Here is a 12,819-nt window from a genome sequence, read left to right on the forward strand (position 1 = left end):
GATGTGACTTTTTTTAACACTGAGCTATTCATTTATTTCCCAATAAACGAATAGCTCTTTTTTTCACTTTTTATTTCTTTGTGATGTTAGATTACCTTACACAAAAATTAAAAATTCTGATAAGTAAGCGGTTACATTTGTGTGTTTAAACAAAAACCACTTATTCAATTCTTCTTTCTAGACAAAGAAATTTCATAAAACTTTCTTTATACTAAAGATACACAAACGACCAAGGGGGAAATTAATCATGATTATTGGCGTACCAAAAGAAATCAAAAACAACGAAAACCGAGTAGCGATTACACCAGCAGGCGTAGCATCATTTGTTGGTACAGGTCATCGTGTATTAATTGAAAATGAAGCGGGTATTGGAAGTAACTTCACAAACGAAGATTATGTAAAGGCTGGAGCTGAAATTGTTGAGACAGCAGCTGACGTTTGGGCACAAGCTGAAATGGTTATGAAAGTAAAAGAACCACTAGCAAGTGAATACGGCTATTTTAGACCAGGTCTTATTTTATTCACATACCTTCACTTAGCAGCTGAACCAGCACTAGCAAAAGCATTAAAAGATAGCGGCGTAACAGCCATTGCTTATGAAACAGTAGCAGTAAATCGTACATTGCCTCTATTAACGCCTATGAGCGAAGTAGCAGGACGTATGGCTGCTCAAATCGGTGCACAATTCCTTCAAAAATCAAACGGTGGAAAAGGAATTTTACTAGCGGGTGTTCCTGGAGTTAGCCGCGGAAAAGTAACGATTATCGGAGGCGGCGGTGTTGGTACAAATGCTGCAAAAATCGCAATCGGTCTCGGTGCTGATGTAACAATTATTGATTTAAGTCCTGAACGCTTACGTCAATTAGACGATATCTTTGGCAACCAAATCAATACGCTAGTGTCAAACCCTTATAATATTGCGGATGCAGTAGCGGAGTCAGATTTAGTGATTGGCGCAGTATTAATCCCAGGTGCAAAAGCTCCAAAACTAGTAACAGAAGAAATGGTGAAAACAATGAAGCCAGGTTCTGTTATTGTTGACGTAGCAATCGACCAAGGTGGTATCGTTGAAACAATCGACCACATTACAACACACGATCAGCCGACTTATGAAAAGCACGGCGTTGTACACTATGCAGTTGCAAACATGCCGGGAGCAGTTCCTCGCACATCAACAATTGCTTTAACAAACGTAACCGTACCTTACGCACTTCAAATTGCTTCTAAAGGTGTTCACAAAGCAATCGCTCAAAACGAAGCGTTAAAATTAGGAGTGAACGTTGCAAACGGAGCCATTACGTACGAAGCAGTTGCACATGATTTAGGTTATGATTATGTATCAGTAGACGTAGCTCTTGAAAAAGAATTAGCTTCTATCTAATAAATAGTGAAAAACGTCCTTAACCCGCTGTTAAGGGCGTTTTTATTTTGCATGAACAACAATTAGCTATAAAAAACACGACTATTTAAAGCTTTGTGTATCTGTTCACTGGTAATCTCCGGTACTATTGGCCAGAATTCAGGAGTAGGAAACATAAGGTTACTAGGCGTTCTATTATGATTTCCATCTAGTTCATGAAAAGGTTCTGGATCATCCGTCTCGTTAAACCGATTCGTAATAAACATAAAATGACCCAATTCATGTGCGAGAAGATACTCATCTGTACTTGCATTTGTCATAATAATAAGCGGAAAAGAATTATAAGTTACAGCGAGAGTAGATGAATAATCAAAATTAACAGGCCCAAATCTATTTCCATTCATGTAAAATACATACACATCAGCATTTTGACAAACTTTTCGGCCAGTTTTAAGCATTGCTTGTACCATTGTAAGATGACTAGCCCCTCCAATTGGAAAATTTTCCGCATTACTAACAATGCCACTGATGTTTTCCAAAAAAACAACTGAACGTGTAATAGTAAATGTAACACCTTGGATTAATCGGTTTTTCTCGTATTGTTTCCATATTTTATTAGCAGCGGCTATGTCTCTTTTTACACGATTGGGAACTATAGACTGATTATCTGTAGAGTTTCGATCAACTTTAGCTCCTGGTAATACAATTATACAAACATTTAAAGTGCCTGCCTTAACAGTTCTGAAGTGATCATTTGTTAAATTTGAATTCATATAATAATCTTTGTGGTTTTTTTTGCGAGGTTGTGATTTATTGAAAGCATACGAATCGTCTTTATAACTGTCATGATTAGAATGTTTTTTTATGTGAATCACCCTTTCTTAAGTTTCTATTTATTTTATTCATTAAGAAAAAGAGTGCTTGTACCATAAGGTAAAAAGCCTTTTAATAAGAGGTTTTTTAGCATACGATTACTTCTGAAGGTGGCTACCCTTAAGTTTATGCAAAGTAAATGTTCAAGCCACATTACATTTCATTCGTTAACTTTCATTTAACTCATGCTTCACAGTCAGTCATAATAATTCTAAATTACACTTAGGATTCATACAGTTTTTAGAAATTGAATATCTACATTAAAAGCGATAAAATAAAAGAAAAAGTGAAAAGTGAATGGAAGAAATTTATCTAAAACACATTGGGTAGCTAAAAACCGACTGGTGGAAGTTTTACTCTATTTTCTCTATGAACTTAAAATACGGGAGGATTTTTTATGACAATGAATAAAGCATTAACCATTGCAGGTTCTGACAGCAGCGGCGGAGCTGGCATTCAAGCGGATTTAAAAACATTCCAAGAACTGGGTGTTTACGGAATGACAGCTTTAACAACAATTGTAACAATGGATCCCGATAACAGCTGGTCTCATAACGTATTTCCGCAAGAAGTTTCAACTGTTGAACAGCAGTTGAAAACAATTGTAAAAGGCGTAGGCGTACAAGCTCTAAAAACAGGTATGCTTGGCTCAGTGGAAATTATTGAACTAGCCGCAAAAACAATTGAAGAATATGGTTTAAAAAATGTCGTAGTAGATCCTGTGATGGTATGTAAAGGAGAAGACGAAGCGCTTCACCCGGAAACAACTGTCAGCTTGCGTGATGTACTAGTTCCAAAAGCAACAGTTGTAACCCCTAATTTATTTGAAGCTAGTCAATTAAGCGGACTTGGTCCTATCAAAACGGTCGATAAAATGAAAGAAGCAGCCGTCAAGATTTTTGACCTTGGTGCCGAATATGTATTGATTAAAGGCGGAAGTAAATTGGAACATGAAAAAGCAATTGATTTGCTTTATGATGGAAAAACGTTTGAGATCTTAGAGTCTGAACGTATTGAGACAACATTTACGCACGGTGCTGGATGCACATACTCAGCTGCGATTGCTGCTGAATTGGCAAAAGGCAGTGACGTCAAACAAGCTATTTATACAGCAAAAGAATTTATTACAGAAGCAATTCGTCATTCATTTGCTTTAAATCAATATGTTGGACCGACAAATCACGGTGCATACCGTCGTAACAAGGAGAAAGTAACAAACTAAAAAGCATGCCTAAAGGCATGCTTTTTAGTTTGCTTATTGTTTAACTGTTTCAAGCGCATTTAAAATAGCTTGAGCTACGCCGTGCTCGTCATTTGTTCCTGTTACGATATGGGCAAACTCTTTAATTTCTTGAGGGGCATTCCCCATCGCTACAGCACGTCCAACTCGCTGAAACATCGATACGTCGTTATAATTGTCTCCAATGGCCATCGTTTCTTCTAAAGAAATATGGCGTTCTTGAACAAATGATGTAACCGCAATTCCTTTTTGAGCATTTTCATCATTTATTTCAATATTTTCTTTACCAGATGCACTGACTGCAATCGAATCTAACTTCACAAGTTCTATTTTTGCCTGTTCTAACTTTTCTTCGTCAAAAGAGAAAGCAAGCAGCTTATAAATGTCCTTGTTTGGATCTTGAAATAACGCTTCATACTCTTCAATAAGCTTTACTCTGCCGCTATTGAAACGCTCTTTTGCCGCTTCTAACGATTTTTCATAATTATCTTTTAAGCTAGCGCTTAAATAAATATCCATTAATACCGACAAAGCTTTTTCATAGTCATTTGAATACGTGCCTTCACTTGTATAGACTTCAAAGTACAACTGAAACTTCTTAAAAACACCCTCTACTTCGCGAATAGATTCCATCGTCATGCCTACTGAATATTGTTTTTCTCCTTGTGGATTCCGAAGCTCTGCTCCGTTTGCACAAATTAAATATGTATGAAGTCCTGCTTCTTCTAAAACATAACGGGCCTCTTCATAAGAACGTCCCGTAGCAACAACAACTTCCACCCCTGCCTTTTGAGCTGTCTTAATCGCTTGGGCATTTTCTTTACTTACAACTTGTTCACTATTTACTAAAGTTCCATCCATATCGATCGCAATACATTTAATCATGATGTACCCCTTCCTATGTATCTTTGCTCTCTTATTTTATTCTAGCATATGTTTTTTTGCGCTTTGCTACTTGCATGTAAAAGATTTACTAATTTTTTGTATACATGCTGTTATAATCTGTTCCTTTTCTTGCTTTTTCGAAAACCTCTTTGATCGTCTTTAAACACAAATCAGCTGTTGAATATACGTGAAAATTCATATCCTCTTCCTTCAGATGCTTACCAACGCCGATAGAAACCATATCTGTTTGATTAATAGCTTTTACACCCGCCTCTCCATCTTCTATGGCCACACATGCATAGGGTGTTACTTTTAATTGATCAGCAGCTGTCAAAAATATTTCTGGGTCTGGTTTTCCCTTCTTTATTTTTCTCACATCCACAATGCAATCAAAAAAAGGACGTATTCCTAACGCATCCACTACAGTATTTGCATTTGAACTAGAAGAAGCAATCGCCATTTTAATACCTTGTTTTTTACAATCCTCTAACAACAATTGTATTCCTGGAAGTAGATGATCCTTTGTCATCTCCTTTATTAATGCTTGATAATGCTTATTCTTTTCATCAGCAAGCTGTTCTTTTTTTTCCACTGTCAGATGTACATTGCCTTGGGCAGCAATGAGCTCTACAGTTTTCACTCGGCTGATCCCCTGCAGCTGCTGATTGAGTTCTTCAGAAAATGAAACGTTAAGTTGATCTGCTACTTTTTTATTTGCTTTATAATATAAATGTACCGTATCTGCAATAACACCGTCTAAATCAAAAATAATCGCTTGTAGCTCTTCTTTTTTCATATTATCCTCCTCTGTACTTGTCTTTATGCCATTATTTGAATGCTTTTATTACATTCCATCATGTTAAAATACCGTTGATATTGTTCACTTTATCATAAAAATTTTTTCATCATTTATGATTCATGAATAAATTTTTCAAAAAAAGAGAAATTACAGTATTGCATTATGAAAGCCCTTTTATTACAATAAGGTTATGCAAACGGTTGCACTATTTTGAAATATAGTTTATCAAAAAATAAAATGAAAACCCATACATAGGGGAAGGGGAAAAACTATGAAGAAGTTCTTTTCATTTGATTTTTGGCAGAAATTTGGTAAGGCTTTATTAGTAGTAGTAGCGGTTATGCCCGCAGCTGGTATTATGATTTCACTTGGAAAACTAGTTGCAATGACTGGGGGAGACATCACTGCTGTACAAACAATTGCACGCGTGATGGAAGACATAGGCTGGGGTATCATTACAAATCTTCACATTTTGTTCGCTGTTGCCATCGGGGGCTCTTGGGCAAAAGAACGTGCTGGAGGTGCATTTGCTGCACTCATCGCATTCATTCTTATTAATCGAATTACAGGAGCCATTTTCGGAGTTAAAGCAGAAATGCTCTCAGATTCAAAAGCAACGGTTCAATCACTGTTTGGACAAGAATTAGTTGTAAAAGACTACTTCACATCTATTTTAGGATCTCCCGCTCTTAACATGGGAGTGTTCGTAGGAATTATCGCTGGATTTTTAGGTGCGAATTTATTCAATAAATATTACAACTATGATAAATTGCCTGAAGCCCTTTCGTTTTTTAACGGCAAGCGCTTCGTACCATTTGTGGTCATCGGTGGTTCAGTTGTAACGGCACTGCTTTTATCCATTGTATGGCCGTTTATCCAAGGTTCATTAAACAGCTTCGGACAGTGGATTGCAACATCTAGAGACACAGCTCCTATTCTAGCACCATTTATTTTCGGAGCATTAGAGCGCCTGCTTCTTCCATTTGGTCTTCATCATATGCTGACAGTTCCTATGAACTACACGGAGCTAGGCGGAACGTACAAAATTTTAACAGGTTCTGGAGCAGGTTCCACTGTTGCCGGTCAAGATCCTTTGTGGCTTGCTTGGATTGCAGATTTAAATAATTTCCGCGCTGCAGGAGATATGGAAAGCTACAAGCAGTTATTACATGACGTTACACCTGCACGCTTTAAAGTAGGACAGATGATTTTGTCTTGTGCGTCGCTAATTGGAATCGCTTTAGCAATGTATCGTAACGTAGATCCTGACAAACGTTCAAAATATCGTTCAATGTTCTTTTCAGCTGGACTAGCTGTTTTCTTAACAGGCGTAACAGAACCAATCGAATTTATGTTCATGTTCGCAGCACCTCTTTTATATGTCGTATATGCAATTATGACGGGACTGGCTTTTGCCATTGTTGATATTGTTCATGTTCGCGTACACTCATTTGGCGTAATTGAGCTATTAACACGTACACCAATGATTATCAAAGCCGGCCTATGGGCTGACTTAATGAACTTTATCATCGCCTGCCTTGTATTCTTTGGCTTAAATTTTGGAGTGGCAAACTTCTTAATTAAACGTTTTAACTTCCCAACGCCGGGACGTAACGGAAACTATATTGATGAAGAAACAACTGCAACAAGCAGCAAGCAGGTGAAAAATGATTCGCTTGCACCAGTCATTATTGGACTGCTTGGCGGAGAAAACAATATTGAAGATGTTGATGCTTGTATGACTCGCTTACGTGTAACGGTAAAAGATATACATGCCGTTGCAGGAGAAAGTGAGTGGAAACAAAACGGAGCCCTTGGTTTAATCTTGAAAGATAAAGGGGTACAAGCTATTTATGGACCTAAAGCGGATGTTTTGAAATCCGACATTCAAGATTTGTTAGGAGCTTAACACAATGAAGCTATTAACGTTAAATTGCCACTCTTGGCAAGAGGAAAATCAGCTAGACAAGTTATCTTGTCTAGCTGAAGTAATTAAAAAAGAAAAATATGATGTCATTGCTTTACAGGAAGTAAGCCAAAAAGTAGACGCACCTTATGTATATGACTACATTCGCAGCGATAATTACGCTTGGCTTTTAGCAAAAGAACTGGGTAAGCAAGGTGAAGACTATCAATTGGTATGGGATTTATCTCATATAGGCTATGAAGTGTATGAAGAAGGAATTGCCATTTTAACGAAACACCCGATTATTGAAGAGCATTCATTTTTTGTTTCACAAACGTCAAATATTGACTATTGGAAAACGAGAAGAATTGTTGGAGCAACAATCGAATATGAAAAAGAACTTCTTACGTTTTATTCTTGTCATCTTGGCTGGTGGGATGACGAGGAAGAGCCGTTCAAGCAGCAAGTTGATACGCTGCTAGCTCATGTACACAAAGATAATCCATTTTTCCTACTCGGAGACTTTAATAATGACGCTCATAGACGAAATGAAGGTTACGACTACCTGTTGAGCCAAGGCCTCTATGATACGTATACTCTATCGAACAAAAAAGACAGCGGTATTACAGTTAAAGGTAACATTGCTGGATGGGATGATAATGAACGGGCACTGCGCCTTGATCTAATTCTATCGAGTCATGCGCAGGATATTCAGTCATCAACTGTGGTGTTTAACGGCATACATTATCCCGTTGTTTCCGACCATTTTGGGGTAAGCTTATATTTAAAATCTTAATAAATTAAATAACACAAAACTTTATTAAAAAGATATAAATGTACGCAAGGGTCCTAATAGATACTTACTTACATTCATATCTTTTTTTATTGAATAGAAAACAACTAGTAAAAGTCAATATAACAGGGAATTACTAATACAGTAACCAGTGTAATTCATTTATGTTACTAAAAATTATTAAGATTTAAAACAGATAAATGTAATATTAAATAGGTACTAAATAATAACTATTTAGTTTTAACAATTTTATCTTAAATAAAAAATCCTGTTGATTACAGAAATTATAAATAGACAAACTCCCAATGAGTATTTCCTAATTATAAAATTTATTTATAAGGGTGAAAATAGTGAAAAAAAGAGCGCTTATTATTATTCCGGCATATAACGAAGAAGATAATATAAAAGATACAGTTAGCAACGTAAAGTATATGAACAATTTTGATTATATAGTTGTTAACGATGGTTCAAAAGATAAAACGCAAGAAATTCTAGATTCCAATAATTTCAATCATTTAGATCTTCCTATAAACTTAGGAATTGGCGGTGCAATGCAAACTGGGTATAAGTATGCTCTAAAAAATGACTATGACTACGCTATCCAATTAGATGCAGATGGTCAACATAACCCTAAAGACTTGGCAAAACTAATAGATGAAATTGATATTAATCATTTCGACATGGTAATTGGATCACGTTTTATTGAAAAAACTGATTATCGTGGCTCTTTAACAAGGAGAGTAGGTATTTATTATTTCTATAAATTAATACACATATTAACAGGAAAAAAAGTAACAGACCCCACATCTGGATACAGAGTTGTAAATAAAAAAATTATTAAAGAGTTTTCTAACTATTACCCACAAGACTATCCAGAAGTTGAGGTTGTTGTAGACTTAGCTAAAAAAGGATACAACATCCATGAAACACGTGTAGATATGAACTCTCGTCAAGGGGGAACTTCATCCATTACACCACTAAAGTCAATTTACTACATGATAAAAGTTACATTTTTCTCTGTGATTAGAAAAGTGTTTTAGGAGGAATTATGACACCTGTTCAAATTATATCTTTAGTCGTGGCATTAATATTCTTATTTCAAGTGTTAGTCTATACAAGTAAACATAAATTAAAAGATCAAGTAGCTTTTTTCTGGCTGCTGATTTCTTTAGCAGGAGTTATTATCGCCATATCTTTGCCGTTTTTTAACGTATTAGTATCCAAAATCGGTATTTATTATATGCCTTCTTTATTCTTTCTGTTGGCTTTAATTTTGATTTTAAACATTTTGATTTATCAAAATGTATTAATTTCTAAACAACAAGACAAAATCAAAGATTTAACTCAAGAGATGGCTTTATTAAAGCACTCGATTCAAGAGAAAGAAAGGAATTTATAGAACTATAATGAACATAGCAAATTTTTTATTGATTTTAGCTAATACCTTGACTCTTGTGTGCGGACAATTTTTATGGAAGTTTGGTTTAGAATCGAAGTCTCAACCATTTAAATCTTTACATTCTATCATTAATCTATTTCTATCTCCATATGTCATTTCTGGGTTAGCCCTATATGGCTTAGCTACCGTCTTATGGCTTTTTATTCTAACGAGAGTTCCTTTAAGTGTGGCATACCCTATACAGAGTATGGCTTACATTCTAGCAGTATTTGGAGCTTTTTTTGTTTTTGGTGAATCTCTTACACTTTATAAGGTATTAGGGTGTTTATTTATTATGATAGGCGTATCATTTATAGGCTTTACCTCTACGAACTAATTCTAATTCATAACCTACACTTTTAGGTTATGAATTTTTTTATATTTTTTATGAATATTCTAAAAATCTCTTTTAGAAAGCTTTATACTTTAAAATTAAGGTATGCTATAATATTTGGATGTTAAGAATGCATATGTAATTATATTAATTTATGTAAAGTACCATACGCATAATATATAAAATCAGCAAATTGTTGGGTGTGATTAAACGTGAAAGTTTTATTAATTTCAAATATGTATCCTTCAAGAGAGTTTCCTAGCTATGGTGTTTTTGTCCAAAACACTGAGCAAATCTTATTGAATAACCAATTTCAGGTGGATCGTATTGTACTACAAAAAAAGAAAACAAAACTTCAAAAATTATTTGGATATGCACTTCATTACACTAAAATTATTTGGAGTGGGCTAACAAAAAAATATGATTATATATATGTGCACTATGCTGCGCATAATGCAGCTCCGTTACTTCTGCTAAAAAAACTAAATAGTAGGGTCACTATTATAACAAATGTTCACGGCTCCGATGTTGTTCCCGAAGTTTCTTCCCAGGAGAAATTTCAACCTAGAGTTAAACAGTTGTTGAAGGAGTCCGCCAAAATTATTACTCCTTCTCCTTACTATATGTCATTAGTTAAAGAGAAGTACGAGGTAAAAACTCCTATATATATTTTTCCAAGTGGTGGAGTTAATCCTGACGTTTTCTATCCTTTTTTAGATAGAAACGAAGCTTTTGAAATGTTGAAACTAGATCCAAATCAAAAGTATATTGGGTGTGTAAGTAGAATTGATGTGGGAAAAGGTTGGGAATATTATTTAAAAGCCATTGCTCACCTTGAAGAAGCTACCCCAACATTCTATAAGTATTTGTACATTGGTAGTGGAAAAGATGAAGACGCGTTTCATAATTTAGCAGAAGAGTTAGGTATTAAGGAAAAAATTATTCATTTTCCATTACTTCCTCAAACTTCATTAAAATATGTTTACAACGCCATAGATGCATTTATTTTTCCAACTGTTCGCGAAGGAGAAAGTTTAGGTCTTGTTGGACTTGAAGCTATGGCTTGTGGAACACCTGTGATTGGCAGCAAAATTGGAGGATTAAAAGATTATATTATCGAAGGTAAAAACGGTTTATTTTTCCAGCCTGGTAATGAAATAGAATTGGCTGAAAAATTATGGTTCTTTATGAGTAGTTCTGAAGAGTACAAACAAAGATTGTCAAGACAAGCAATTCTTACAGCACATGATTACACTATTAATGTTATCTCTGAAAAACTACCTCGTATTTTTAATGATTAAAGACATTCTAACAATAGGAGAAAAAAATGAAAACCAACAAAAGATTACTATTTTTCACAATCATCTTAGCTCTAATAGCTATAGGTTTATTTTTAGGTGATAGTCAAAGTGGAAATTACACTTCCATCTTACTTACAATTATCTTAGCTACCTTTGCTTCTATTTATCTTTATTCATATAAAGATAAGTTTAGATTCAACATTATAGTTTGGATAATGATGATAATTGTTGCTTTTTTAACACAATTTGCTTTTTTAAATAACCTACACATTACAGCATCGACATTGTTTTTGTTTATGATATATATACTTAGCCGCTTTTTATTTGCGTTCTTATTAACATTAACTGCAGCGGTATTTATAAGGGATTTAAATGATTTTAACTACATTTTGGTAAAACCCACCAAGTATACATGGTTAATAATTTTATTGGTTTTAGGAATTAGTTTATTTTACTGGGTAGCTTTTTTCCCAGCTGCTATGACTCCTGATTCATTATCTCAATGGAGGCAAGCTCATACAGGAGAATTTGATGATGGTCATCCAATTATTTTCACATGGCTTATTATGTTTCTTGTAAAAATTTGGAATAGCCCAGGTATAATAGCTCTTTTTCAAATCTTAGTAGTTACAAGTGTATATGGTTATGCTTTTGACTTTTTACTTAAACGTAAGGTTCACCCTCTTTTCCTAGGAATTTTAACGGCTATTATACTTGTTATCCCGAGTTTCACTATTTTCTCCATAATTATATGGAAAGATATTATTTACAGTTCCTTTTTGCTATTTTTCACTGTAAATTTAGCGAAATTACATTTTTCTAAAGGTAATTGGATAAAAAGTCGTTCTGGGTTCTTACTATTACTTTTGTCTGCTTTTGGCACTGCGTTCTTCAGACATAATGGATTGCCAGTTTTTATTCTTACTTTTGTCTTACTCATTATACTTTTTAGAAATAAATGGAAGCCTTTACTTTCTATATTTTTAATTGTTTTTATTTTAGAACGAATTATAGCTGGACCAGTTTTCCACGCTCTAAATGTTAAACCTTCAGATCCAAATGAAGCTCTATCTATACCTACACAACAAATTGCTAACATTATTGTTAATGATGGCGATATGACAAAAGATGAAAGAGCTTATTTTGATAAGGTATTTCCTATTGAACTGTGGAAAGAAAAATATAATCCTTATAATACAAATCCAATAAAATTCACGTGGGAATCTTATAACCGTGAATTCATTTTTAAAGATACCGGTTTATATTTTAAAAATTATATAAGCATTGTCTTAAAAAATCCTTTACTTGCAACTGAAGCTTTCTTAAAACAATCTTCTTTAGTCTGGCAAGTAACAACATTTAAAGATGGATACACGGACACTTATGTTACTAATGTTTATTATGGGAATGACCTTGGTTTAAAGAATGAAATCATCAGCCAAAAAATTACAAATACATCCAATAAATACTTGGCTATATTTAAACAACCTGTATTTTCATTTTTATGGAAACCAGCTTTTTATCACTGTATTATTTTATTATCTGGGCTATTTCTTGCTATACGTAAAGGTAAAAAATCACTAGTTATTATAGTACCTTGGCTATTAAATACTCTATCGATACTTGCAGGTTTACCAGCACAAGATTTTAGGTACCTCTTAGCAAGTGTCTTTATATCAATATTTTTAATTGCTGTGCCTTTTATAAAGCCGGATGAAGAAGAACACTCATTGTAAAAAATAAATCGTTACGTACTTTTAATCTAATTTGGATAATAGTCGGAAAGTTATTTAATTTTTCTTTCCGGCTATTTATTTACAATAAAAATAATTTTTTATTAATGACTTTTCTTGTTTTGAAACTAGAGTTTATTATTTTTATTGTATTTTC

General features: G+C 34.3%; 11 protein-coding genes. 8 read left to right on the forward strand and 3 right to left on the reverse strand.

Going from position 1 to position 12,819, the window contains the following annotated elements; all coding sequences use genetic code 11:
- Positions 1–247: 247 nt before the first annotated feature.
- Positions 248–1,381, forward strand: a complete 1,134-nt coding sequence (gene ald, locus BG04_RS11105) for an alanine dehydrogenase (protein WP_013059863.1) — start codon at positions 248–250, stop codon at positions 1,379–1,381.
- A gap of 62 nt (positions 1,382–1,443) precedes the next feature.
- Here the strand turns inward: ald and BG04_RS11110 are convergent, their stop codons facing one another.
- Positions 1,444–2,133 (reverse strand): hypothetical protein, encoded by a 690-nt coding sequence (locus BG04_RS11110; protein WP_230586499.1) that lies wholly within the window; start codon positions 2,131–2,133, stop codon positions 1,444–1,446.
- A 497-nt stretch (positions 2,134–2,630) separates the two neighbouring features.
- Here BG04_RS11110 and pdxK point away from each other — a divergent pair, with 497 nt between their 5' ends.
- Positions 2,631–3,455 carry a pyridoxine/pyridoxal/pyridoxamine kinase gene (gene pdxK, locus BG04_RS11115; RefSeq protein ID WP_025752452.1) on the forward strand — a complete coding sequence of 275 codons (825 nt, stop codon included), beginning with the start codon at positions 2,631–2,633 and terminating at the stop codon, positions 3,453–3,455.
- A gap of 33 nt (positions 3,456–3,488) precedes the next feature.
- On the opposite strand, the gene BG04_RS11120 is transcribed toward pdxK, so the two are convergent.
- Both BG04_RS11120 and pgmB read right to left on the reverse strand, forming a co-directional pair.
- Positions 3,489–4,358 carry a Cof-type HAD-IIB family hydrolase gene (locus BG04_RS11120; protein ID WP_016765955.1) on the reverse strand — a complete coding sequence of 290 codons (870 nt, stop codon included), beginning with the start codon at positions 4,356–4,358 and terminating at the stop codon, positions 3,489–3,491.
- A gap of 88 nt (positions 4,359–4,446) precedes the next feature.
- Complete coding sequence (pgmB, locus tag BG04_RS11125; RefSeq protein ID WP_034648227.1) at positions 4,447–5,154, reverse strand: beta-phosphoglucomutase; 708 nt, start codon at positions 5,152–5,154, stop codon at positions 4,447–4,449.
- Between the two features lie 274 nt (positions 5,155–5,428).
- Between pgmB and BG04_RS11130 the strand changes: the two genes are divergently transcribed.
- The 6 genes from BG04_RS11130 (at position 5,429) to BG04_RS11160 (ending at position 12,665) form a co-directional block, all read left to right on the forward strand.
- The gene (locus BG04_RS11130) at positions 5,429–7,066 is read left to right on the forward strand and encodes a PTS transporter subunit IIBC (protein WP_013085516.1); all 1,638 of its coding nucleotides are present in this window, start codon (positions 5,429–5,431) and stop codon (positions 7,064–7,066) included.
- 4 nt (positions 7,067–7,070) lie between these two features.
- Positions 7,071–7,859: an endonuclease/exonuclease/phosphatase family protein gene (locus BG04_RS11135; protein WP_034648224.1), complete on the forward strand. Its 789-nt coding sequence runs from the start codon at positions 7,071–7,073 to the stop codon at positions 7,857–7,859.
- A gap of 347 nt (positions 7,860–8,206) precedes the next feature.
- The gene (locus tag BG04_RS11140; protein WP_230586498.1) at positions 8,207–8,896 is read left to right on the forward strand and encodes a glycosyltransferase family 2 protein; all 690 of its coding nucleotides are present in this window, start codon (positions 8,207–8,209) and stop codon (positions 8,894–8,896) included.
- Positions 8,897–8,904: 8 nt separating this feature from the next.
- On the forward strand, positions 8,905–9,255 hold the full coding sequence (locus BG04_RS11145) for a DUF2304 domain-containing protein (protein WP_034648222.1): 351 nt from the start codon (positions 8,905–8,907) through the stop codon (positions 9,253–9,255).
- A gap of 585 nt (positions 9,256–9,840) precedes the next feature.
- On the forward strand, positions 9,841–10,929 hold the full coding sequence (locus tag BG04_RS11155) for a glycosyltransferase (protein ID WP_034648218.1): 1,089 nt from the start codon (positions 9,841–9,843) through the stop codon (positions 10,927–10,929).
- A 26-nt stretch (positions 10,930–10,955) separates the two neighbouring features.
- Positions 10,956–12,665 carry a DUF6020 family protein gene (locus BG04_RS11160; protein ID WP_034648217.1) on the forward strand — a complete coding sequence of 570 codons (1,710 nt, stop codon included), beginning with the start codon at positions 10,956–10,958 and terminating at the stop codon, positions 12,663–12,665.
- The last annotated feature ends 154 nt before the right edge of the window (positions 12,666–12,819 follow it).

It is taken from the genome of Priestia megaterium NBRC 15308 = ATCC 14581 (genome assembly GCF_000832985.1).
GTDB lineage: Bacteria > Bacillota > Bacilli > Bacillales > Bacillaceae_H > Priestia > Priestia megaterium.

What these genes read in the sequence shown, in the direction of transcription:
- ald (WP_013059863.1), top strand. Translation starts at nt 248, where the DNA reads ATGATTATTGGCGTACCAAAAGAAATCAAAAACAACGAAAACCGAGTA.
- BG04_RS11110 (WP_230586499.1), bottom strand. Translation starts at nt 2,133, where the DNA reads ATGAATTCAAATTTAACAAATGATCACTTCAGAACTGTTAAGGCAGGC.
- pdxK (WP_025752452.1), top strand. Translation starts at nt 2,631, where the DNA reads ATGACAATGAATAAAGCATTAACCATTGCAGGTTCTGACAGCAGCGGC.
- BG04_RS11120 (WP_016765955.1), bottom strand. Translation starts at nt 4,358, where the DNA reads ATGATTAAATGTATTGCGATCGATATGGATGGAACTTTAGTAAATAGT.
- pgmB (WP_034648227.1), bottom strand. Translation starts at nt 5,154, where the DNA reads ATGAAAAAAGAAGAGCTACAAGCGATTATTTTTGATTTAGACGGTGTT.
- BG04_RS11130 (WP_013085516.1), top strand. Translation starts at nt 5,429, where the DNA reads ATGAAGAAGTTCTTTTCATTTGATTTTTGGCAGAAATTTGGTAAGGCT.
- BG04_RS11135 (WP_034648224.1), top strand. Translation starts at nt 7,071, where the DNA reads ATGAAGCTATTAACGTTAAATTGCCACTCTTGGCAAGAGGAAAATCAG.
- BG04_RS11145 (WP_034648222.1), top strand. Translation starts at nt 8,905, where the DNA reads ATGACACCTGTTCAAATTATATCTTTAGTCGTGGCATTAATATTCTTA.
- BG04_RS11160 (WP_034648217.1), top strand. Translation starts at nt 10,956, where the DNA reads ATGAAAACCAACAAAAGATTACTATTTTTCACAATCATCTTAGCTCTA.